The following is a 24,526-nucleotide window of genomic DNA, read 5'->3' as shown; positions in this document are numbered from 1 at the left end:
CTCAGGATTAAACTACATCAAAACCGGCAGCTTCAACCGCGGCTTTGAGGGTATCTACGTTAGTAAGGCTGTCGTCAAAGCCGATATCGGCAATACCGGTTGCAAAATTAACCGCCACAGTTTCCACACCCGGGCTGCCCTGTAGTGCTGATGTCACACTTTTGGCACAACCTTCGCAGGTCATGCCGTCAATTTTAAACTGAACCATTTGCATTTCTGTCTCCTTATGGATTCGGGTTTAATAAAAAGTAGATAAAGTACAGCTTAAACCTTAACACTGTGATAGAGTCAAGCTTTACATATGCAAATTCAGATTTTTATCTTATGAATATCAGTGCTGCAGAAAAATTAACCGGTTTATCCAGTAAAACCATTCGTGATTATGAGGCTGCCGGACTGATTCAGCCTGTACGCCAGGGTAACGGCTATCGCGATTACAGTGAAGCCGATATTGCCACACTGTGCTTTATCAGACATGCCCGCGAAGTAGATTTTTCGCTGGCACAGATTGCCCAGCTGCTTGCATTACGCAACAATCCACAACGCACCAGTGCTGATGTCAAAGCACTGGCAGGCGAGCACATACAGCGTCTTAACCAGAAAATAAATGATTTATCCAGCATGAAAGAGACTCTGGAAAACTGGTACAACCGCTGTGGCGGTGATGCTTCACCACACTGTGCGATTATCGACGGGCTGGATAAGCATGGTTATGCCGGTAATCACAGTTAAGCCGGCTCTGGTTTGTGTGATCCGTTCAGGACTGGCTGTTATTCATGGTAACTAAAACTGTCTTTTTACTTAAAACAAGCTAAAATAGTCGCTTTTCGGCACTTTTCCCGGGCTTTATTGTTGCTATGCGTCTAACCCATATTAAGCTTTCCGGCTTTAAATCTTTTGTTGATCCCACCACGATTGCAGTACCGGGCAGACTGGTAGCGGTAATCGGGCCAAACGGCTGTGGCAAAAGCAATGTGATTGATGCTGTGCGCTGGGTGCTGGGAGAGGCTTCTGCCCGGCAGTTGCGCGGCGAAAGCATGCAGGACGTAATTTTTAACGGTGCCAATACCCGCCGGCCGGCACCGCGTGCCAGTGTCGAACTGGTATTTGACAATAGTGACGGTCAGCTTCAGGGAGCATGGGGACAATATGCCGAAGTAGCGATAAAGCGCCAGCTGACCCGTCAGGGCGATTCTACTTATTTCATTAATAATCAGGTTGTGCGCCGCCGTGATATTACCGATTTGTTTCTCGGAACTGGCGTTGGTGCCCGCGGTTACGCCGTTATTGAGCAGGGAATGATTTCCCGCATCATTGAAGCACGGCCGGAAGAGCTGCGTGCCCATATCGAAGAAGCCGCCGGCGTGTCTAAATACAAAGAACGCCGCCGTGAAACTGAAAATCGTCTTGCCGATACCCGTGAACATTTACAGCGACTGGCCGATTTACAAAGCGAGCTGGATCGTCAGGTAGAAAAACTCCGGCGACAGGCAAATACCGCACAGCGCTATCAGGAGCTGAAAGCTCAGATAGCCGATAAACAGAATTTATTTGATTACAGCCAGTGGCAGCAGGCTCTGCATCAGGCAGACAGTGCCACAGCACTTTACCAGCAGCATGGCAATGCACAGGAATCACTGAAGCTGCAACTGGAAACACTGGAACAGCAATTACAGCAGCTGCGCGAACAGGAACAGCAACAGCAACAGCGAGTACGCGAAGCTGAAATGCAGCGAGCCGGTCTGCGTGAACAATGGGCACGGCTGGAAGAACAGATTCGCCACCGGCGCGACTGGCAGCAGCGTATTGCCCGGGAACAGACTCAGGCACAAACTGAGTTGCAACGTCTGCACAATGAAAATATTCAGCAACAGCAACAGCTGGAATCGGCCAATTCAGAACTGGAAGAACAGCAATTACAGCGTGAAGAATGGGCTTTACAGGCCGCCGAACATGAAGCGCGCATGCCTGAACTGGAAGAACTGGCTCATCAGGGCGAGCGCACTCGTCAGAACCAGCAAAATGAGCTGGCACGTCTGGAACGTGAACTGGCCATCAAACAACAGCAGCACCAACATGCGACAGCGGCCATTGCTCAATTGCAGCAGCGCCGGCAGCGTCTGGAAGAAGAATTGACGCAACTGGCCTTACCGCAAAACGGAGAGCTGGAAACCGCCCGTGAGACAGCGGCAGAGCTGGAACATATTGTAACTACGCTGGAAGAGAACCTGCTGCAATATGAACAGCAGCGTGAAAGCGCACGGGAAGCACTGCTTCTGGCTCAGCAGCAATACCGGCAGCTGGACAAACAGCAGCTTACTCTTAGCGCGCAGGTAGAAGCTTTAACAGCCATGCTTCCGCAAGCTGAGCGCAGCAGTACTGAAAAAGAAACAGATAGTAATATTCCTTTATTGTGGCAACATTTGCAGGTTGCCAAAAAATGGCAGCATGCGACAACCGTTGTCCTCGGACACAGACTACAGGCACAGTATACCGAACAGCTGCAACCTGGAGATACTCTGCCAGAACACACAACCGTCTGGGTTAATCAGACAGCTGAAACCAACCGGCAAAAATGGGCAACAAATGCCCTTTTACAGCATATAGAAGTTCAGGCTCCATTTTCCGAAGCCATACAATGCTGGCTCGGACAGGTATTTTGTGCAGAAACACTGGAAGAGGCTTTGCTCGGGCAGGCTGATTTACAGGCACAACAGCTTATTATTACTCCTGAAGGCCACTGCATAGATGCCATCAGTGTGACATTGTATGCTGAAGATAATGGCACCGGTCTGCTGCAACAGCAGCAGCAATTGCGCGAACAGCAACAGGCACTGCTTGCACTGGAACAACCTTTGCAGCAGGCTGCAGAAACCATGCAGCTGGCACAGCGCAACCTTGAGAACACGGAAGAACGGCTGAATCAGTGTCAGCAACAGCTTAAACAACAGCAACAGCGCTGGCAAACAGCCTCTGCTCAGGCTACTGAGTTACTGGCACGCACCAGCCAGGGACAACTGCGGCAGGAACATATTCAGCAGGAAAGCGCACAAATCATCAGTGAGCTGGCACAGCAGCAGCATGTGCAGCAGCAAACACAGGCTGATACTGAAAATCTTACACTCGCGGTAGAACAATTGCGTCTGCAATTACAAAATCATACTGTCAGCCAGCAAAACCAGCAGCAAACTTTGAAACAGAGCCAGCTGGCATTGCTGGAAGCGCGACGGCAGCAGGGTTTGGTAGAAATGGCTATAGTACGCCTGCAACAGCGGATTCAGACTGCCACACAGGAACAGCAGCGTATTGCACGCGAAACGGAACGCTGGCAGGAACGTCAGAGCGAGCTTGCACTCGGGATTGCCGAGCAGGAAATGGAAGACGAACAAACCCTGCAAACCGAAGAACTGAATACCCAAATTGATGCAGCTACTGAACAGTGTACAACTGCACAGCAAGTGCTTGAACAGCTCCAGCAACAATTACAGCACATACAGCAACAGCAGCACAATCTCAACAGCCAGCTTCCGCAGTTACAGGCCGATACTCAGTCAGCTTTGCTGCAGCAACAGGAAGCCTTGCTGAATGCCAGACGTTTTCACGAAACCCTGCAACAGAATCAGGCTGATCTGGAGGCATTAGCCGAACTGTTTAATCAGTCACAACAGGCTGTACCGGAATTAAATCAGGAAATTGCGGCACTGGCACAGAAAATCAATGCACTGGGTGCGGTTAATCTGGCGGCATTACAGGAGCTGGAAGAAGCACATGAGCGCGCTGAGTATTATCAGAAACAAACAGCGGATGTACAGGCGGCTATTGCGTTACTGGAAGAAGCCATCAGTACAATTGATGAAGAAACCAAAACCCGCTTTAAAACTACTTTTGATGCGGTAAACGAAAAAGTACAAAGCTACTTTCCTACCTTATTTGGTGGTGGTGAGGCCAGACTGGATATGGTCGGCGATGATTTACTCAGCGCCGGTGTATCCATTATGGCGCGCCCGCCGGGTAAGAAAAACAGCACTATTCATCTACTTTCCGGCGGAGAAAAAGCCTTAACTGCCATGAGTCTGGTCTTTGCCCTGTTCAGCCTTAACCCCGCTCCGTTCTGTCTGCTGGATGAAGTAGATGCCCCGCTGGATGATGCCAATACCAGCCGTTTTTGCAATCTGGTTCAGCAAATGTCGGCACAGACTCAGTTCGTGTATATTTCCCATAACCGGCTGACGATGGAAATGGCCGAGCAGCTGGTAGGGGTAACCATGCAGGAAAAAGGTGTTTCGCGTATTGTTGAAGTCAATATCCGCCAGGCACTGGATATGGCTGAAGCTTAAGTGCGCAGATAACAGAATGGCACTAACCGCACAATACAGCTTCTGCTTTTTCAACTCATGCTTGCTGAATCATTCCTGATAATCAGCTTTTTTTAATTTATAATTCTCTGCAACAGACCATTACAAGCAATACCTATGCTACTGAATTTTTTATACCAAATCTTATGGCAGATAGCACCCCCTTTTTTACGCAAGTATTTACGCCGGCGTGCTGCGCTGGCACCGGCATATGCGCTTAACTGGTCTGAACGTTTCGGCAAACCTTATCCCGATCCGGTAAAACACGGCATCTGGGTTCATGTGGTTTCTGTTGGTGAAACACGTGCTACATTACAATTTATCCGTGCGCTGCAAAAACATTTTCCGGATAAACCATTACTGATGACGCAAACCACACCTACCGGTCGTGCCACGGTACAGCATTTTTTTCCTGAAGCACAATGCCGCTATCTGCCCTATGATAAAAAATCCTGGGTTAAACAATTTATCCGGGATCACCAGCCTGTATTCGGCGTATTAATGGAAACAGAAATCTGGCCGAATCTGATTAATGTCTGCGCCGACAATCAGATTCCGCTGTTTATGGCTAATGCGCGCTTATCCGAAAAGTCTCTGCATGGTTATCTGAGAGTACGTTCACTGGTTGCGCCGGCTCTGAGCACGTTAACTGGTTGTTACGCCCAGACTAAGGCGGATGCTCAGCGGCTTAAACAAATCGGTGCAGCCAATATTCAGGTCTGTGGTAATACCAAATATGATATTACTCCGCCGGCAGAAATGGCTGAACTGGCAGAAACATTCAGACAGCGTATTGGTAACAGACCGGTAGTTGTGTGCAGCAGTACCCGCTTTTATCACGGCACAGACGAAGCTCAGTTACTGCTTGATGCATGGGCAAAACAAAAAACCGGTAATATCCTGCTGATTATCGTTCCGCGTCATACTGAGCGCTTTGAGCCAACTTACGAATATGCCGAAAAACTGAATTTTATTACCCAAAAACGCAGTGATAACCAGAATATCGCCGAACAGACTCAGGTCTGGATAGGTGATAGTATCGGCGAACTGTTTGCTTACTATGAATGTGCCGATATTGCCTTTGTAGGCGGAAGTCTGGTCGACAGCGGCTGCCATAATATTATCGAACCAATTGTGTGCAAACTCCCTACTCTGTTTGGTCCTTCTACCTATAATTTTGCCGACGCCGCGCCCAAAGCAATTGCCGCCGGCGCAGCCAGGCAAATTCAGTCTGCAGAAGACTGGGCAGCAACAACCCTGGCTTTGCTGGATGATTCACAGCAAAGAAAACAGATGTCTGCCAGTGCGCAAGCCTTTATCCGGCAGCATCAGGGAGCAAGTGAGCGCATGGCACAAGCCATTTATCATTGTCTGACCAGCCATACCAATGAACAATCAGCTGATTGAATTTTAAAAAATCAGAGATTTAAAATTAAACTGAGATCATAAAAAATCTTAGATAAATACTGATTTCTATTAATATTAATTAACAACTTTTATATTTGGCCGATAAACTGCATACTGGATTTTCTAAGCAGATAAAAAAGCCGGACAATAGAAATTTGTCCGGCTTTTTTAATGCTAAGCTACATTAATGTACACGTACATGAATAAATGGTACAGAATCTTCCTTAAAACTGTCCTTATATTTATCCAGCATAATTGGCGGACTATGATCACCGACAACCACTATGTCTGTATCTTTAAAACCTCCGGCCTTAATTTCATTGGCAAGCACAGTAAAAAACTGATGCTGTAAATTCAGATTCCGGCATGCCTCCTGCCGGCCGTCAAATATCGGCTGTTTACAATCATAAGTATAATTACCAAGTATATCCTTTTCAGAATACGGATGATGAGTGTCGAGTGTCAGCCAATAGATAAATGATTTGCCCTGCGCAGCTTTATTTGCAGCAGACACATCATGCACAATATTATAGTCACAAGCCCCGGGAAATGAATGGCATTGTTTGATATTACTGAATTGCGGGAAAAAACGGGCATTTTGCAGACCCATATGCGGATACCAGTCTTTACGGTCATACATTTTAGAATATGAACCATGAAATGCCTGAACCAGATAACCTTCTTTTTGCAGGTGTACAGGAACACATTGTTTGAATTTATCAAACGGACCCAGAATAAAATTAGAACTTTTAGCTTTTAAATCACATAACTCACGCAGTTCTCCCATAATAGTACTGTGCAGTGCGGGATTTTCTCCCTGTGTAATTAACTGCACATTCGGGATATTTATTAACGGAGCATCAACAGACGGATTAACAGCTCCGTGTTCAGGTATAAACGTTCCCCACGATTCATTCAGAATGAAGAGTATTTTTTTGGGCGGATTCTGCATATCAATCTGCTTTTGCAATACACCCCCGTGCGGCCAATCATAAAATTCCGGTTTAACCGTACCTCGCCAGAAAAATTCATGATTAAATTTCAGATTTTGAATCGTTTCATAATAACTTCCCCACCAGCCGGATGTCTGATAACGATTGGATAGATTGACCCCGCGGTAATCAAAGAAGAAAACTGAAAAAATCAGATACAGTAAGCCCAATGACCATATCATTCTGCCAGAACATAGCCGAACAATATATTTAAGTATGAGAAACAGACTTATTGCTAAATACAGAACAAATATTGCTGAAAATAACCAGTATAATTTCGGGGCATGAGGAATAAAACGTAAAATCTCAATAAACTCGACAATATTATCATAATGATAAAATTGTTTAATCCAGTACAGAATATCAAATATATATACTACCGTGTATGCCAGAGCAAACAAAATTAATGACCAGCGTCTGCGCAGGAATAATAATGGCAAAATCCATATATACTCTAAAACAATCATATATCTTTCAGAGTAAACAAAAATATGAGCCAGCCAGAACAAACCATTGGTTATTAATAAATAAAGTAATAAAAAAATCCAAAATCGTAATGAAAAATAACACCTTAACAGATTTGCTATTTTAATAATTGTTGGAAAATTCTTATCAAAACCCATACTTAATTCGTTTCATATGTATATATGCTTAATGAAAAAAGCCGCTACTGCGGCTTTGTATGTATACATTTCCTGAATATTTAGATTGTGAATGCTTTAGGTATATATTTATCAGGCATAGTTCCACCATTTTTCTTCAGTGAACCATTTTTTAATACATCCAATATCAAAGTCTTACCAGCAATAGAAGAAGATACTTTGGTTGTGTTTACTGTATATGTAATTGTACAGCCAGTTGCCCCGTTAGCAGAAATACTGCCGGTAGCAGCAGTACCACCGATTTCTGCTACACCATATTTACCAGTTTGTCTGTCAATGGCGGTATCAAGTGCATTATTGGTACCTGACTTACAATTACTATTCTGCAGATTATCAATAATCTGAGTTTTCAGACCAGCAGCAAGGCTAGAAGCTTCTGAAGCCTGAGAACGGGCAATATAATCAGAGTAAGCAGGTACAGCAATTGCAGCAAGAATACCGATAATTGCAATAACGATCATCAATTCAATTAAAGTAAAACCTTTTTGGAATGCTTTCATTTTATTCTCCATCTTACAAAACGGTTGAAAATTCATTAACACATCAATTTGTATAATATTGAAGCAAATTTCATGCCAAATTTTAAAATTTAATTATTTTTTTAAATACAAAAATGCATCTGCAAGATAACATCTTAATTTTTAAATATTTAAATATTAAAATGCTCTGGAAATATATTTATCATTTATGGTTGAAGCATTATTTTTACGTAAGGATCCGTTTTTCAAAAGATCCACTACCAATATTTTATTTGCAATAGCAGCAAAGACTTCTGTACTTTTTACTTTGTAAGTAATTGTGCTTCCTGTAACTGAATTAGCCAAAGTCACTGATGATATTGAAGCATTACCATCAATAGTAGCCATACCATATTTACCGATCTGACTTTCAAAAGAATTGGTTCCCGAATCAATGCATGTATTATTTTGCAGATTCTCAAAAATTTATAATTTCAAAACCTCAGCCATATTCAAAGTCTCACTAGCCTATGTTCTGACTATATAATTTTTATAAGCAGGAAGCACTATAGCCACCAGTATCCCGATAACAGCAATAACGATCATAAACTCAATCAAAGTAAAGCCTTTTCTCAATAAAAGTATTTTCATTGTCCGACCAAATCAGATATTTAAGGAAATGAAAACAACATACATACCACTTTTTAAAAAATGAAATGTATTTTTCAAAAGGATGTTAAATCTGAATTACTCAAATTTTTGTATACAGACTTATTTAAATTGAACAATGATGCCGCAACTGATTAAATAACCAAAGCTTTAGGCAGGTATTTCTGTTCTATAGTACCGTTATTGAGTTTTAATGTTCCGTTCCTCAGTACATCCAATTCGAGATATTTATTTACCAGAACAAATGAAGCATTCTGCGAATATACCGTATATCGAATAGAACAGCCTGTTCTGGCAGTAGCCGAATGCTGAGCATTCACGACAGGAAATTCTGTCGTAATCTCTGCAATTCCGTATTTTCCTTTATAGCTATACTCTGATGGATTTTGTGCCCGGCATTTTTGGTTCTGTAAACTATCTAAAACCTGCGCTTTCAGGTTTCCTGCCAAATCTGCTGCTTCAGCAAGCTGAGCTTTTGCACTGTAATCCATATAAGTAGGCACGGCAATGGCAGTCAGTATCCCTATTATTGCTATAGCAATTATTATTTCAATTAATGTAAAACCCTGGTGATTTAAGCTCATGATGATTTTGTGCGTTTAAATTTGATTGATTTTCCGACTAATTTGCAAATGTAATATTCATTATTATATTTGATTATTCTATACAAAAATTTATTTATTTTGATTAAAAAATCAAATATGTACCTTTATTTCATAATAAATTGATTTATTTGTATATTTTTAATAAATTTTTTGACAAAATTTTTAAATTAAGTTTTTTATTACTAATAGTCAGACAATTATATCCGACGGATATAATTGTAAATCAGATAACTTTGTCCGGACTTACTTAATCTGGAAAATTACAGGTAATATTCCTGCATATACGCCCATACTGCTGCAAGCATAACCATCTGACTGGCCAGATTTCCGGTACCGGCTTCAGAATTAATATAATCAATCTGTTGCCGGGCGGCCCATACTGATAATGAACCATCATCACGAACAGTTTGATTATTCTGTAAAACGACATTGAAATTCCGTCTAGACAAAAACTCAAAAGCTCGTTGGCTGGTAACATAGAAAAAATCATGAGGATCTTTATCGGAGCTGACCGCTACCTGGCTCATCCCTTGCGCCATTGAACCACCAGGCACATAGTTTCGTATGGATAATCCACTTGGATGATTGTTATGCAAAGCAACAATCAATTTGGCGTGAATCATATACTGATTCAGAAAACTGTCGACCTCTTGAGTTAACTCTTCTCTTGCCTGAGCACAATTACCGCACAGACATTTTAATGCATTCTTCCGGCCGGTTTCAGTAAAAATTCTATTTGGATCAAAGTGATAATTTACTTCATTTGTTTGTATCCTGATTTCCCGGCTGCCACCATGGCGAAAATCCAGCAGACAGCCCTGCTGAATCTGGTTTAATGCCATTAATGCGGTCTGACGCGCTGTTTCTTCATTATCATGTACATGCACCCATACAATATGTTGCCATGGTTTACCTGTACAAGTCTGAGTCACCGGCAATATTTTTACTTGTCCGGTTGTATTAAAGGAATTTGAAACAGAATCTTCTGCTTGCGCAGGTAACACACCTGTAATCAATAACAATAAAAAAATATACTGAAAAATATAAAAAGTTGATTTTCTCATTTGGCTGATTATTTTCTGTTTTAATCTCAATTCTTTGTATGTATTTTTATTTTGATAAAGATATGCCTGTCAAATTACATTTTCTGCTGAATATCCAGCCTAAAACAAAATTTTCTGTCAATTTCTTTTAAATAAATTAATTTCTTAATTTATCAATATACATTTCTCATCATCTCACTGAATAGATTATTTGCCAAATGTGTCAAATTTTGTCACATTAAACTGAATTATGTAAGTACCGATAGTTATTATACTGATTAAGTATGAATTTGTATTTTTGTTTAATCAGTATGGTTTTAGTTGAAAATAATAATGGTATTCATTATTATTCGCAGATTTATCAATTTTTCTCTTTTCGTAGCTCAATAGTATGTCTGATCACCCTTTTCCTTCTTTTAAACTGGCATTGATTCCGTTCATTCTTTTTACCGGCAGCACTGTTTATGCTCAGGATAATACAGCAAAGCTGGACGATATTTACGTCACCGCCGAACAGCAGGTTAAACAGTCTCTCGGCGTTTCTAAACTTGATAGTCAGGATATTGAACGCAAAACACCGGTCAATGATATTTCTGAGCAGGTGCATACGATGCCCGGCGTCAATCTGACCGGTAATACTGCTTCCGGTCAGCATGGCAATAAACGCCAGATTGATATTCGCGGAATGGGTCCGGAAAACACCTTAATACTGATTGACGGCCGGCCGGTTACTTCGCGCAACAGTGCACGCATGAGCTGGCGCGGTGAACGTGACACCATTGGCGACGGCAACTGGGTACCGGTAGCAGAAATTCAATCAATTGAAGTTATTTGCGGATCAGCTGCCGCACGCTATGGTTCTGGTGCAGCTGGCGGTGTAGTGAACATTGTAACAAAAAAAGTCAGTAATGAGTTTCACGGTTCTATCAATGCGTTTATGAATTTGCCGGCAGATAAAGAAGAAGGCGATACACATCGTATCGGCTTTGATTTGTCCGGCCCGGTTATTAAAGATGTACTCGGCTTCCGTATATATGGCAATCTGAACAGTACTGATGCAGATTCACCATTCATTAATCAGCGTTCGAATGATAAAGGCAGTAAATCGCTGGCTGCCGGACAGGAAGGTCTGATTAATAAAGATATTGGCGGACGGCCGGCATGGCGCCTGTCTCCGGCACAAACTCTGACACTGGATACTACCTACAGCCGGCAGGGCAATTGCTATAACGGTGATGGTCCCAATAATGTACAGACTGATTACACCCAAAGTTTATATGGTAAGGAAACCCGCCGAGTATACCGCCAGAGTTTTGCACTGACTCATGAAGGTATATGGTACTGGGGTGACAGCAAACTGGTAGCTCAATACGATAAAACTACCAACAGCCACTGCTCTGAAGCTCTGTCAGGTGGTCCTGAAGGCTTGTGTCAGGATTTGGGCAGCAAAGATATTACTTATAAAGACAGTACTCTGACAACAAAACGCCTGACGGGTGAAATACACTTTCCGTTTACATTAGGTGTGTCGCACGTGTGGGTGCGGAATATCAGCACGATAAACTGGATGACCCGGATGGTCTGCGCCGTATAACTCTTCCCGGGGCAGTTTATCCGGCTCCGGCTAACCACACACCATCACTAAGCAGCTGGGCCGGCTATGTGGAAGACAATATCAGCCTGACCGGCTATTTAAAACTGATACCAATGCTGCGCTATGATCATAATAATAAAACGGGCGGTAATGTCAGCCCCGGAGTCAATCTATCATGGCAGCTTCATCCAAACTGGCTGATTAAAGGCGGAATAGCACGTGCCTACAAAGTTCCGAATCTATACCAGAGTACAGACAGTTATATGCTGTACAGCAAAGGTAATGGTTGTGCCACCTCTTCCGGAGGCGGCCGTGGCTGCTATCTGATAGGTAACAGTAATCTCAAACCGGAAACCAGTATTAATAAAGAATTGGGTTTTGAATTTAATAAAAATGGTTATCTGGCTTCTCTGGCTTATTTCCGCAATGATTACAAAAATAAGATTGAAGCCGGCCGGCAGATTATATTCACAGACAGTACTGATACGAATTCTCGCTCAGGCGGATATGATTATTTTCAATGGCAATACCCGTAAAGCGCTGGTAGAAGGACTGGAAGGCAATTTAACCCTGCCGTTTTCAAGTAAATGGAAATGGGTAAACAATTTTACTTATATGTTTAATTCCAAAAATAAGGAAACCGGCAATCCTTTATCTGTCATCCCTAAATATACGATTAATTCGTCTCTGGCCTGGAATCCTGCTGAAAAATGGGACACATTACTTACCTATACTTACTATGGTCGCCAGAAACCGCGTACAGTACCGGTAAATCCTGTTGAGGCAGGTATTGGTAACGGAGGAAAAGGAACTACCGGTTTGAGCGGAGAAGAAATCGGCAGTTATGGTATCTGGGGTATTTCCGCCGGCTACGCTGTAAATAAAAATATTAATATCAGAGCCGGAATGTCAAATATATTCAATAAACGTATCTACGCTTCCACTCTGCGCGGCACTGCATATACATACAATGAACGCGGCAGAGCAGTATGGGGCAGTATGAAAGTTTCTTTCTGATGCTTTCTGCAAACAGGCTGCCATTCAGGCAGCCTGTTTTTTTACAAGCAAATTATTTTTCACCGTGACTTATCCCTCAATTTCAGTTACTATCATAAATAGTAATGATTATTGTTTACACATAATGAGCAACTTTATTAAGTAAACAAACATAAGTTATTCAATCTGACTGTACTTTAACCAAACCACTTGATCCGGCAATATTTTTAACTGGTATTCGATTAATTTTACCATGCAGCAACAAAATCTTACCGCGCACCCGTCCTGTTGTCTCCATATGTTCTGTAACACCAATCAACTGACGGAAAGATTAAATATGCGCCAGATTATTATTTTTCTTTTATTGTTTTTTACGGCCTTAATCTTGCACAACACTGCCAAAGCTCAGCCTAATCTGAATGAACCAGCTAATTTTGCTGCATTAAAGCAATCAGACAGCGGCTATCTGTTTAATACGCTTGCGTTTACTTCTACAGATGGACAGCGTCATTACCGGGTTTATATAGCAGCTCCCGACCGTAAAGTTCCTGCAGGGGGTTTTCCTGCTTTCTATATTCTGGACGGAAATGCTGCACTGGATTTTCTTGCGCCGGAAAATATGCGGGTACTGTCCGCACAGCCTCAGCCTCCGGTGCTGGTACTGATTGGCTATGCCACAGATAAACGCTTTGATGCGCAGGCACGGGCCTACGATTACACCATTGCGCCGGACAATGACAATACCGATCCTCTTGATTCAACCAGAATAAACGGCGGGGCTGATATATTTCTGGATTTAATTCAGAATGAAATTATGCCGGCAGTAAATCAACAGGTTCGGATTAATCCCAATGCACAAACTCTGTGGGGGCATTCATACGGCGGGCTGATGGTTATGCATACTTTATTTACTCAGCCTAATCTTTTTCAGCACTATATTGCTGCCGATCCGTCCGTCTGGTTACACGGCGATCTGTTACAGCAGGAAGCTGAAACCATGCTTAAACGTCAGGTGGCTTTTTCCGGCAGCAGTCTGTGGGTTTTAAGCAGCAAACTCAAAGCCGGTAAATTACCGAAAAATCCTCAGGCGGCCGCACGTATCCGCATACGCAATGAGCATACAGCCAGATATGCCGGTCTGATTAACAAACTGATTAACGAATTAGAGCAAAAAACTGATTTAACTATCAGATATGAGCATTATCCGCAGGAAAATCATGGCAGCCTGTTTGGCAAAAGCCTGCAGCAGGCATTATTTTATCCAGTAATCAGGCAATAAAATGAATAAACGTTCACCACATCAGGCTTATCTGACACGCGTTCAGGATATTATCGATCTGAGCCCGAATTTACGCCGGCTGGTTTTGCATAGTCCGGAGCTGACTGATTATCCGCATCAGTATAATGGTGCCCATATCAAAATATTTCTGGCACCGGATGGTCAGATAACACCGCAATTACCCCAGTTTTCCGGTCATGGTTTTAACTGGACTGAGCCGGATAATAAACCGATTGTGCGTACCTATACTATTCGCAATTATGATGCACAGACGTGTACGGTAAGTATTGATTTTGTCAAACACGGAGACACCGGACCCGCTTCATCTTTTGCCGAGCATGCTCAGGCTGGAGATATTCTTGGAATCTCTTCTCCCGGCGGGCCGAATCCAATGCTGAAAACAGCGTCACGCTATTTATTTGCCGGTGATATTACAGCTCTTCCGGCAATTGAATCTCTGCTGGCAGATATTGCCGCAGATGCGAGCGGTGACGTTGTGCTGTTATTACCGCAGGCAGAAGATCTGCCTGCATCACTCCCGTTACCTGAAAAAATGCATCTGCATACCTTTTTTGGTGATTTGAGCCAGATTCCTGCTGTAGTAGAGCATATAAGCAGTTTTGCCCCGTTGAATGATGATGACTTTGCCTGGGTTGCCGGCGAAGCGGCACTGGTTAAGCCACTGCGTGAATTGCTGCGTACACAGTGGCAATTACCGCCTCAGCGCCATTATGCCGTCCCCTACTGGCGTCAGGGAGAAAATGAAGAAAGTTATCATGAAGCACGGCACAGATTTATTGATAAATAGATACCTGCTCAAGAAAATTAACTTTAGCCTTGTTCAGGCGGTATAATTAATGCAAACGATAATGATAGGAAATACTGAAAAATGATTAAATCTTGCTGGAAACCTCTTGCTTTGTCTGTTTTAACTTTGTCTCTGCTTTCTGCCTGTGGCGAAAAAACCAATGAGAATAACACTGCCAGTAATGCTTCGTCTGCTGCTGCAACTACTGTTAACGGACCAACAGTGACAATAAAAACTGCCCGCGGAGAAATAACCGTACCGGAGAATCCATCTAAAGTCGTGGTATTTGATATGGCTACACTGGATGATTTACAGGCATTGAAGGTGCCGGTTATCGGTGCCCCGAAAAAAGTGCTGGTACCGTATCTGCAGCAAACTCTGGAAACGGTAAACAATACCGGTACTTTATTTGAACCGGATATGGAAGCACTTAATGCGCTGAAACCACAGCTTATTATTATCGCTGGTCGTACCGCTCCGAAATATGATGAACTCGCGGCTCTTGCTCCCACTATCGATATGTCTGACAGCGGACAGGATTTAATTGGCGATGGCATGAAAATGCTTGATAGCTACGGTAAGCTGTTTAAGAAAGAAGCTGAAGCGAAAAAATTGCATGATGATATCCAGAATCTGCTTAATGAAACCCAGCAGGCAGCCAAAGGAAAAGGCACTGGTCTGATTCTGATGGTTAATGCCGGCAAACTTTCAGCATTTGGTTCTTCCTCTCGCTTTGGCTGGATTCATACTCAGGTTGGCGTACCGGCTGCAGATACCAGCATTCCGGCTTCTCCGCACGGTCAGTCTGTCTCTTTCGAATACGTGCAGAAAATCAATCCGGACTGGTTATTCGTTATTGACCGTACTGCTGCCATCGGCGAAGAAGGTAAAACCGCTCAGGCTGTACTGAATAATGATCTGGTACGTCAGTCTAAAGCATGGAAAGAAGGTCACATTATTTATCTGAGCAGCGCATCTTATCTGGCCGCAGGCGGTGTACAGCAAATGAAAACTGATCTGACCAATATTAAAGCGGCAATGTCACACTAAGCCGGAGTTTTATTCACGATAATCAGGTTTCGCTATGCTGCATAAATATGCAGTATTAGCGTAAACCTGTTGTCTGTATTTTTTTCTGTCATATGCTTCGTTCCTCTCAGATTAATGCAATCAATTTTTTGCTGTTACCTATTTTACTGATTATCAGCATTAGTATTGGTGCAGCTTCTTTTCATTGGGGTGATCTGTTTATCAGTAGTGATACCCGTTCTTTGCTTTTGTATAGCCGTCTACCCCGCTCTCTGGCGATTATTCTCACCGGAGCCACACTGGCCGTAGCGGGTATGGTGTTACAGATAGTATTGCGCAATCGTTTTCTGGAACCGGGTATGGTTGGTGCTACCCAAAGTGCAGCACTTGGGGTATTACTGGTCTCCATCTGGTTGCCGCAGGCCAGTCAGCTGACCAAAATGAGCTGCGCCAGTCTGGCTGCTTTGCTGGGGATGACGCTGTTTTTATTTTTATTTCGGCGTCTGCCTGCACACCGGCAACTGATGATTCCGCTAATCGGCATAATCTATGGCAGTATTATTGAAGCACTGGTGAATTTTATCGGCGTGGAAACCAATACCCTGCAATTGCTGGCGGTGTGGTTTGCCGGTGATTTTTCTGCAGTACTCGCCGGACGTTACGAATTGCTGTGGATTACCGGTCTGATGACATTAGTTATTTATTTTCTGGCTGACCGGCTTACCATTGCCGGACTGGGACAGAATATCAGTACCAGCCTCGGTATCAACTATGCACAAATGATGTGGATTTCCCTGATTACCGTGGCCATGATTACTGCCATTGTCGTGGTAACAGTCGGACAGATTCCTTTTATCGGGCTGGTAGTACCTAATATTATTTCCCGGCTGGCAGGTGACCGTTTACGTCAGAATCTGCCTGCAGTTGCACTCCTGGGTGCCAACGCTCTGCTGATCTGTGACATTATCGGCCGCACTATCGACCCGCCTTATGAAATACCGGTGTCTCTGATTTTCGGTATCGTCGGAACCGTGATTTTCCTGTATTTGCTGTTTAGAAAGCCTTCTGTACATGCAGTTTAATTCCACCATGCCGTCACATCGCTCCGGTGCACGTTTTTTCGGTGTGCTCGGTATTCTGTTAATTATTGCCAGTATTCTGTTTATGACATATGGCGTTAAAGGAAGTTGGGATTTTGTACTGCAACTGCGCGGTAAAAAGCTGCTGATGCTGCTTACTGTTGCCTACGCAGTTGGTGTATCCACTTTACTTTTCCAGACTCTGACCCATAACCCTATTCTTACACCGGGATTACTTGGCTACGATTCACTTTATCTGTTGCTGCAAACCATTACTTTGTTTGTATTCGGTGCAGTGGGATTCACCAGTATGAGTGTGCTGAGCAAATTTGTTATCGAAGCACCAATAATGATGGTTGCCTCGCTCCTGCTGTTTCGCACTTTAACCCGGAACAGTAACGGTGATTTGGCCCGATTGATACTTACCGGTATGATATTCGGAGTCATGTTTCGCAGTTTCAATAGTCTGCTGCAACGCCTGATTGACCCTACTCTGTTTACGGTTGCTCAAACCAGCTATTTTGCTCAGTTTACCTCCGTGAATGTCACTATGCTGATTATCGGCATGAGTATCATGCTGTTCAGTACAGTCTGGATCTGGCGGATGCGCTATCAGCTCGATGTTCTTATGCTCGGACGCAATGCCTCTATTGCTCTGGGTATTAACTATGTACGGCTGAGCCACAGCATTTTGTTATGGATTGCTCTGCTGGTTTCGGTTTCCACTGCACTGGTCGGTCCGGTCAGTTTTTTCGGTTTACTGATATGCGCACTGGTTAATACCTGCACCCCCGATATGAAACATCAGCTGCGGCTGCCGGCAGCATTTCTGATTGCAGCACTGGTACTGGTCAGCGGCCAGCTGATATTTGAGCAGCTGCTTGGTATGCAGGGCGTACTGAGTGCCGTTATTGAATTTTGCGGCGGCATTGTGTTTCTGTGGCTGGTATTAAAACGCAAACGCTAAGCTGCAACAGTAGCTTGTTATCATCACCATTTTTTGCACCGATTTAACCTGACAGCATTATGATTACCATAAAAAATGTTAACCACCACATCAACGGTACACCCATTCTCCGCGATATTAATCTTGATATTCCGGATAAAAGCATTACTGCACTGATTGGTCCCAATGGTGCAGGTAAATCTACATTGTTCTCGCTGATTGCCCGCTTGCAACCTTTACAGGAAGGCAATATCCATATTGATGAACTTGAAGTCAGCCACAGCAAATCAACTGCCATAGCCAGAAAACTGGCTATATTGTCGCAAGAGAACAACATACAGAGCCGTATTACCGTACGTGACTTATTACTGTTTGGCCGCTATCCGCATAATCAGGGACGCATCACAGCAGAAGATCAGCAAATTGTTGATCAGGCTTTACAGCGCTTTGAGCTGGAACCATTACAACAGCGTTATCTTAGTGCACTTTCCGGCGGACAGCGCCAGCGCGCACTGGTAGCCATGACTTTCTGCCAGCAAACCAAACATGTTATTCTTGATGAACCGCTTAACAATCTGGATATGTATCATGCACGTGAGCTGATGCGTTTATTACACCAGCTGACCAGCGAACAGGGGCTGGCTACCATTATGGTGGTTCACGACATCAACATGGCAGCAGCCTATGCTGACCATATTGTTGCTCTTAAAGACGGGCAGATTGTTATGCAAGGTACACCAGAAGATATTATTACTGTAGACCATATTCAAACCATATTTAATCTGGATACAGAAGTTGTCAGCCATAAAGGGAAACCTCTTGTTATCCATCACTTCTAGCAGGCTTTATTATGCAAAACGATAATACCCCCGGTTCACGCAAAATGACGGGGCTGATTACTGCCATGATTGCTTTGTTTGTCGTACTGGCTGCATGGTTTATCTGGCTGTTTTTGGGAGATGATGCTGCCGTACGGATGTCAATGGCACGGATTATGCTTATTTTTATGGGGCTGGTGTGTACTTTTCTGTTTGGCGTATTTATTATGATTGGCGCGAAAATCTGGCGCCGGCAACACCCGCATCACTAAAAACGCATAGATTCAAAGCCAAACTGAAAGTTATGCTAATCCGCATAACTTAGTACCAGCGTGTTTATTAAAATAATTTTCCTGCTGCTTTCCGGCTCAGACTTAATAATTATTCCGCATAGCAATCAAAAATCTGTATTCTTATTATCTTGTTGTTCATCTATATCTTTATCTGATTCTGAGATATAAATCTGCCATGGAATGCCTGTAAAAAAGCAGTTTTGGCAGATTTGGTATAATACACACACTACTAATTTTCCGGCAATCTCTGTGCCATGTCTGTATACGAACTTAACCAAATCCTGAGTAAAGACCGCTATTACCTGTATCGAGCCTGCAAAAATCCTGCCCGTTTCGGTGGCGAGGAAAAAGTAAACAGCCGTTACCAGCGCTCTCATCAGGCTTATCTGCAGCGTCTGGCCGGACTGCCTGTACCCGAATACGATAACACTTTGCCAGTGCATGAAAGACGCGAAGAAATCAAGCAGGCAATCAGTCAGCATCAGGTCGTAATCGTTTGTGGTGAAACCGGTTCCGGTAAAACCACCCAGTTACCGAAAATCTGTCTTGAGCTTGGCCGTGGTGTAGCCGGACTGATTGGTCACACTCAGCCAAGGCGGCTGGCCGCACGCTCAGTAGCCGAACGAATTGCTGAAGAACTGCATAGCCGGATCGGACAGCATGTTGGCTATAAAGTGCGCTTCAATGACAAAACCGCCCCGGAAAGCTACATCAAGCTGATGACTGACGGCATTTTGCTGGCAGAAAGCCAGACCGACCGCTTTCTCAGTGCTTACGATACCATCATCATTGATGAAGCGCATGAACGCAGCCTGAACATTGATTTCCTGCTTGGTTATCTCAAACAACTGCTGCCACGGCGCCCGGACCTGAAAGTCATCATTACCTCAGCTACGATTGATGCCGAACGTTTTAGTAAACATTTCACACAGAACGGTGTAGCAGCACCGGTAATTGAAGTATCCGGACGTACCTATCCGGTAGAAGTACGTTACCGTCCGTTGCACACCACAGATGCAGACGAAGCTGAAATAGAAATCAATGATGCCATCGTCGATGCCGCAGATGAACTGGCACGAGAAGGTGAAGGTGATATTCTGATTTTTCTGCCGGGTGAAAGAGAAATTCGCGAAGCAGCACATGCATTACAGCAATCACCTTTGCGTCGCAATGATGAGATTCTGCCTCTATTTGCACGCCTGTCAGCAGCCGAACAGCATAAAATCTTTCATCCCAATGGTCGTCAGCGGCGTATCGTACTGGCTACCAATGTTGCCGAAACCTCACTCACCGTACCCGGTATCCGTTATGTTATCGATACCGGACTGGCGCGGGTAAAACGCTATTCAGCCCGTGCTAAAGTCGAACAACTGCATATCGAACCTATCAGTCAGGCTGCGGCTCGTCAGCGCGCCGGCCGTTGCGGGCGCATTGCCGCCGGTATCTGTATACGCCTCTACAGCGAGCAGGATTTTAATCAGCGCCCTGCCTTTACAGATCCGGAAATTATCCGCAGTAATCTGGCGGCTGTAATCCTGCGCATGATCAGCCTGAAACTCGGCGATGTTAATGCATTCCCCTTTCTCGAAGCACCTGACCAGCGCTATATCAATGATGGCTATCAGGTATTGCTCGAACTGGGCGCAGTAAATGAACATAATCAGCTAAGCAAACTTGGCGAACAAATGGCACGTCTGCCAGTAGACCCGCGTATCAGCCGCATGCTGCTGGCGGGGAAACGCTTGCAGTGCGTTGCCGAAATGCTGGTTATTGTGGCTGCACTGTCGATTCAGGATCCGCGTGAACGACCACTGGAAGCTCGCGAAGCTGCTGCCAAAGCACATGAACGTTTTAACGATAAGCAGTCGGATTTTCTCGCCTATCTGAATATCTGGGACTCCTATCAGCGCGAACGTGACAAAGGGTTATCCAATCGTCAGATGGTGCAGTGGTGTCATCAATATTTTCTTTCTCATCTGCGTATGCGCGAATGGCGCGAGCTACATCACCAGCTGGCACAAATTGCCATAGATATGGAACTTACCGATAAGGCCGGTGCTTACCGACAATTACCGGACAATCATCCCCAGCCAGCCATAACTGACATTAGTGATCAGGATTTATCCGCAAAACTCAAACAGCAGCAAATCGTCCGCCGGCAGCAGCGTCAGCAACGGCAACAGGCAAAAGAAGCCAGCTACGAACAAATTCACCGTGCTCTACTGACCGGACTAATAGCCAATGTCGGACTGAAAAGCCCCGAAGGCCACGACTATACCGGTGCACGAGGAATTCATTTTCACCTTTTTCCGGCATCCGCTCTGTTTAAAAGTAAGCCTAAATGGATTATTGCTGCAGAGCTAACCGAAACCTCACGACTATATGCCCGTGATGTCGGCAAGATTGAACCGGAATGGATTGAAAGCGAAGTACCTCATCTTCTGCGCTATCATTATTTTGAACCCCACTGGGAACAGAAACGCGGTGAAGTGGTGGCCAGTGAACGCATTACTCTTTATGGTCTCACTGTTCTGCCCCGCCGCCCGGTCGCCTATGGGCGCATCAATGCCAAAGAAGCACGCGAAATCTTTATTCGCAGTGCACTGGTAGCGCAGGAATGCGATCTTAAAGCAGCTTTTTTCCGGCATAACCATCAACTGATCGAAGAAATCACCGAACTGGAACATAAATCACGCCGGCAGGATGTACTGGTAGATGAAGAAGCACTGTTCAGTTTCTACGACCAGCGTCTGCCGGCAAATGTAGAAAACAAAGGCCGTATTCTGCCGCTGGCTGATATCCGTACCTTTGAAATGTGGCGTAAACAGGCTGAGGCAGAAAATCCGAAACTATTGTATCTGAGCCGTGACGACCTGATGCAACATGCAGCCAGTAATGTTACTGAAAGCCAGTTTCCGGAATACCTTGATACTACAGACGGTCGCTGTGCGCTCAGCTACCGTTTCGAACCCCATCATCCGTTTGACGGTGTCACTATAGCTGTGCCTCTGCCACTGCTTAACCGCATCAATGCATCCAGACTGGAATGGCTGGTTCCCGGCATGATTCGAGAAAAGCTGCAGTTACTGATAAAAGCTTTACCCAAACAAATTCGCCGGATCTGCGTGCCTGTACCTGATTTCATCACTACATTTCTCAGCAATCATCCCGATATCAATGCGCCTTTACTGCCTCAGCTGGCACATGCCATTGCCCGTCAGGCCGGAGACATGCGTCTGCTTAACCAGATAGACGTCGAACACTGGCAAACCCAGCAACTGCCGGCACATTGTTATTTCAATATTCAGGTGATTGATGACAGCGGTACAGAACTGGCCAGCGGTCGTGATCTTATTAGCCTGCAACAACAGCTCGGACAGGCGGCTGCGGTTACTTTCCGTGACAACAGCAATGAGTTTGAGCGAGATAACATTACCAGCTGGGATATAGGTAAACTACCGGAAAGCATCAAATTTGCCCGTGCTCAGCAACAGCTTACCGGCTATCTCGGCCTGCAACTGCAAAAAAACGGCAGTATTTCCCTGAGGCTGTTTGATACAGCGGCGGCTGCCGAACAGGCACACCGCAGCGGCGTACTTGCTCTGATGAGTCTGCAACTGAAAGAACAGGTTAAAGACCTGAATAAAGGTCTGCCCGACTTCACCCAAATCGCCATGCTGCTTAAACACCTGGGTACTGATACTTTGCGTGAAGACCTGACTCATGCCGTTCTGGATCGGGCTCTGATAGGTGAAGATGAACTGCCGCGTGATGAAAGAGCTTTTAAAGAACAGATAAAACGTGCCCGCAGCCGTTTACCGGCAGTTAAAGAAGCTGTTAATCAATATGCCCTGCAAACAGCGCAGGCTTATACTGAAGTCAGCAGCCATCTGGGTAAACACCCGTTAACCCCGCTTCTGCGTGAGCATCTGAACAGTCTGGTTTATCCGGGTTTTGCCAGTGCCACACCATGGCAGCAGTGGCCGCGTCTGCCGGTTTATCTGCAAGCCATGCTCAGGCGTATGGATAAATACGGCAGTAATCCGGCACGTGATAATGCGCGGGAAAACGACATTCAGGAACTTACTGATACCTGGCAAAAAAAAGTACAGCAATACCGGCAACAAAATCAGCCGGTACCTGCGGCCATTGCCGAATTCCGGTGGATGCTGGAAGAACTGCGCGTCTCCCTGTTTGCTCAGGAGCTGAAAACACCCTATCCGGTTTCAGCAAAACGCCTGAGCAAAGAATGGGATAAACGCACGGCTATTTTATAAATGTACTCAATAAAATAGCTCTGTTCGGAAAAACAGAGCTGTTATCCCGTCCGTTTTACCGGCAGTTATGACACAGATTTCTATTACTTTTCATCTGCTAACTCCTGGAAATCTTTATCTATATAACCAGGCAAACGAAATCTCACTTTGACCGGGGGCAGATCAATACTCATTTTCTGTGCCAGTAACTGACCGTCAATATACTTATTTTCAAAAACCGGTACAGTTAATTCACCGAGAAAAACCATCAACTGTTCATAGGACTGAAAACAGACAGCACACCAGTATTCACTGTCAGTCACTCTTTGTCTGAGCTGCGCAGGCATTTTTTTAACCTGTTGAAACTCTTCTTTCAGCCCTCTCATCTGCTCTAATGCATCTGCATCTGTATTCCTGTCAGCATGCTTTGAACATGAAACCGGTTCGGATTTACCTCTCTGCCTTCCCCTGTTATAAACAGATTGTGCAGATACTTTAATTTTCATTGTTTTATCTTTTTCCATTAGCACATTCCCAGCGATAAATTTCTAAATCACACAGCGGAAAATACTCCAGAATTTTTCGGTAATCCTTCGGATAGAGTTCTTTAACAGGTAACAAAAAACGTAAATCCAGACTATCAAATGAGCAGCCAAACACCCTGTAATCACTTCCCAGCCTGATGTTATGCTGCTTAAAACAGCGGAGCAAATCCCCTTTTTTCCAGTCCCATACTGGATAATACTGACACTGACTCTTCACAATCGATCCGTGTCTCTGCATACTCAGGCGCTGTTTGGAACTATGTTCCACTCTGGTACCGTTCGCTACCGGGGTATTGGACGGTAAATTAAATTTTCTGCACATCATCCGGCGGATATCAGCAAAATCAAAATTCACCAAATTTGCCTTATCAATCACAGATATATTAGATGGTGGCTGAAAAACATGTGCACTGAGCATCTGATACAGTGCTGGATGCGGCAAACGGGTAATTTTGAAATTAAACTGGCGTTCATATAAATCAAGCTGTTCTTCTACAAATTCCAGCTCGGGCACCAGATACAAATAATAGGGATAAATCTCAGTAAAACTATCCCTGATTGCCAGATACGCAGCAACAGCATTCTTACCTGTGCTAAATGCCAGAATACTCTGACGATGATCACAGGCCATCTTCCGGACTGTTCTGGCCCCAGATAAAATAGCCATATTCGCAAAATTCCCTTATAAACCA

22 protein-coding genes and 1 pseudogene are annotated in these 24,526 nt (G+C 44.3%); 14 read left to right on the top strand and 9 right to left on the bottom strand.

The window, feature by feature from the left end; translation table 11 throughout:
• Positions 1–7: 7 nt before the first annotated feature.
• Positions 8–214 (bottom strand): heavy-metal-associated domain-containing protein, encoded by a 207-nt coding sequence (locus H3U82_RS01645; protein WP_025331110.1) that lies wholly within the window; start codon positions 212–214, stop codon positions 8–10.
• Positions 215–324: 110 nt separating this feature from the next.
• On the opposite strand from H3U82_RS01645, the gene H3U82_RS01640 reads away from it, so the two are divergent.
• The 3 genes from H3U82_RS01640 to waaA all read left to right on the top strand — a co-directional run bounded on the left by H3U82_RS01640 (position 325) and on the right by waaA (position 5,762).
• Positions 325–732, top strand: coding sequence for a MerR family DNA-binding protein (locus H3U82_RS01640; RefSeq protein WP_198208878.1), 408 nt, complete (start codon positions 325–327; stop codon positions 730–732).
• Between the two features lie 125 nt (positions 733–857).
• Positions 858–4,337, top strand: a complete 3,480-nt coding sequence (gene smc / locus H3U82_RS01635; protein WP_198208876.1) for a chromosome segregation protein SMC — start codon at positions 858–860, stop codon at positions 4,335–4,337.
• Positions 4,338–4,472: 135 nt separating this feature from the next.
• Positions 4,473–5,762: a lipid IV(A) 3-deoxy-D-manno-octulosonic acid transferase gene (waaA, locus tag H3U82_RS01630; RefSeq protein WP_198208868.1), complete on the top strand. Its 1,290-nt coding sequence runs from the start codon at positions 4,473–4,475 to the stop codon at positions 5,760–5,762.
• A gap of 184 nt (positions 5,763–5,946) precedes the next feature.
• Here waaA and H3U82_RS01625 read toward each other — a convergent pair whose 3' ends face one another.
• The 6 genes and pseudogenes from H3U82_RS01625 to H3U82_RS01600 form a co-directional block, all read right to left on the bottom strand.
• Positions 5,947–7,221, bottom strand: a complete 1,275-nt coding sequence (locus H3U82_RS01625; RefSeq protein WP_198208866.1) for a sulfatase-like hydrolase/transferase — start codon at positions 7,219–7,221, stop codon at positions 5,947–5,949.
• A 236-nt stretch (positions 7,222–7,457) separates the two neighbouring features.
• The gene (locus H3U82_RS01620) at positions 7,458–7,916 is read right to left on the bottom strand and encodes a pilin (RefSeq protein ID WP_198208863.1); all 459 of its coding nucleotides are present in this window, start codon (positions 7,914–7,916) and stop codon (positions 7,458–7,460) included.
• A gap of 156 nt (positions 7,917–8,072) precedes the next feature.
• Positions 8,073–8,282, bottom strand: coding sequence for a hypothetical protein (locus tag H3U82_RS01615; protein WP_078475165.1), 210 nt, complete (start codon positions 8,280–8,282; stop codon positions 8,073–8,075).
• A gap of 126 nt (positions 8,283–8,408) precedes the next feature.
• A pseudogene (locus tag H3U82_RS01610) lies at positions 8,409–8,519 on the bottom strand (prepilin-type N-terminal cleavage/methylation domain-containing protein); the annotation flags it as partial.
• Between the two features lie 158 nt (positions 8,520–8,677).
• Positions 8,678–9,127, bottom strand: coding sequence for a pilin (locus H3U82_RS01605; protein ID WP_025331117.1), 450 nt, complete (start codon positions 9,125–9,127; stop codon positions 8,678–8,680).
• Positions 9,128–9,408: 281 nt separating this feature from the next.
• On the bottom strand, positions 9,409–10,212 hold the full coding sequence (locus tag H3U82_RS01600; protein ID WP_198208861.1) for a hypothetical protein: 804 nt from the start codon (positions 10,210–10,212) through the stop codon (positions 9,409–9,411).
• Positions 10,213–10,582: 370 nt separating this feature from the next.
• Between H3U82_RS01600 and H3U82_RS10805 the strand changes: the two genes are divergently transcribed.
• From H3U82_RS10805 to hrpA, 11 genes are all read left to right on the top strand, one after another.
• Positions 10,583–11,785: a TonB-dependent receptor plug domain-containing protein gene (locus H3U82_RS10805; protein WP_232336090.1), complete on the top strand. Its 1,203-nt coding sequence runs from the start codon at positions 10,583–10,585 to the stop codon at positions 11,783–11,785.
• A complete protein-coding gene (locus H3U82_RS10925; RefSeq protein WP_172397424.1) occupies positions 11,728–12,321 on the top strand; it encodes a TonB-dependent receptor domain-containing protein in 594 nt (197 codons plus the stop codon). Before H3U82_RS10805 ends, H3U82_RS10925 begins: the two co-directional genes overlap by 58 nt.
• Positions 12,293–12,802, top strand: coding sequence for a TonB-dependent receptor domain-containing protein (locus H3U82_RS10920; protein WP_172397425.1), 510 nt, complete (start codon positions 12,293–12,295; stop codon positions 12,800–12,802). The genes H3U82_RS10925 and H3U82_RS10920 overlap by 29 nt, the downstream gene beginning before the upstream one ends.
• Positions 12,803–13,118: 316 nt before the next feature.
• On the top strand, positions 13,119–14,060 hold the full coding sequence (locus H3U82_RS01590; protein WP_172397426.1) for an alpha/beta hydrolase: 942 nt from the start codon (positions 13,119–13,121) through the stop codon (positions 14,058–14,060).
• Position 14,061: 1 nt separating this feature from the next.
• Positions 14,062–14,868 carry a siderophore-interacting protein gene (locus H3U82_RS01585; RefSeq protein ID WP_084552009.1) on the top strand — a complete coding sequence of 269 codons (807 nt, stop codon included), beginning with the start codon at positions 14,062–14,064 and terminating at the stop codon, positions 14,866–14,868.
• A gap of 81 nt (positions 14,869–14,949) precedes the next feature.
• Positions 14,950–15,918, top strand: a complete 969-nt coding sequence (locus H3U82_RS01580) for a siderophore ABC transporter substrate-binding protein (protein ID WP_198208859.1) — start codon at positions 14,950–14,952, stop codon at positions 15,916–15,918.
• Between the two features lie 92 nt (positions 15,919–16,010).
• A complete protein-coding gene (locus H3U82_RS01575) occupies positions 16,011–16,979 on the top strand; it encodes an ABC transporter permease (protein WP_198186271.1) in 969 nt (322 codons plus the stop codon).
• Between the two features lie 7 nt (positions 16,980–16,986).
• The gene (locus H3U82_RS01570; RefSeq protein ID WP_198209948.1) at positions 16,987–17,943 is read left to right on the top strand and encodes an iron chelate uptake ABC transporter family permease subunit; all 957 of its coding nucleotides are present in this window, start codon (positions 16,987–16,989) and stop codon (positions 17,941–17,943) included.
• A 59-nt stretch (positions 17,944–18,002) separates the two neighbouring features.
• The gene (locus H3U82_RS01565; protein ID WP_096765594.1) at positions 18,003–18,761 is read left to right on the top strand and encodes an ABC transporter ATP-binding protein; all 759 of its coding nucleotides are present in this window, start codon (positions 18,003–18,005) and stop codon (positions 18,759–18,761) included.
• An 11-nt stretch (positions 18,762–18,772) separates the two neighbouring features.
• Positions 18,773–19,012 (top strand): hypothetical protein, encoded by a 240-nt coding sequence (locus tag H3U82_RS01560; RefSeq protein WP_198208857.1) that lies wholly within the window; start codon positions 18,773–18,775, stop codon positions 19,010–19,012.
• 275 nt (positions 19,013–19,287) lie between these two features.
• Complete coding sequence (gene hrpA / locus H3U82_RS01555) at positions 19,288–23,310, top strand: ATP-dependent RNA helicase HrpA (RefSeq protein ID WP_198208856.1); 4,023 nt, start codon at positions 19,288–19,290, stop codon at positions 23,308–23,310.
• Between the two features lie 83 nt (positions 23,311–23,393).
• Here the strand turns inward: hrpA and H3U82_RS01550 are convergent, their stop codons facing one another.
• Both H3U82_RS01550 and H3U82_RS01545 read right to left on the bottom strand, forming a co-directional pair.
• Complete coding sequence (locus tag H3U82_RS01550) at positions 23,394–23,813, bottom strand: hypothetical protein (RefSeq protein ID WP_078475159.1); 420 nt, start codon at positions 23,811–23,813, stop codon at positions 23,394–23,396.
• Complete coding sequence (locus tag H3U82_RS01545) at positions 23,800–24,501, bottom strand: phosphoadenosine phosphosulfate reductase (RefSeq protein WP_078475158.1); 702 nt, start codon at positions 24,499–24,501, stop codon at positions 23,800–23,802. The genes H3U82_RS01550 and H3U82_RS01545 overlap by 14 nt, the downstream gene beginning before the upstream one ends.
• Positions 24,502–24,526: the final 25 nt, after the last annotated feature.

Source organism: Snodgrassella sp. W8132 (assembly GCF_016100865.1).
In the GTDB taxonomy this organism is placed as follows: domain Bacteria; phylum Pseudomonadota; class Gammaproteobacteria; order Burkholderiales; family Neisseriaceae; genus Snodgrassella; species Snodgrassella alvi.
The sequence above is the reverse complement of the archived record's forward strand: the minus strand, read 5'-3'. Positions and strand labels throughout refer to the sequence as shown.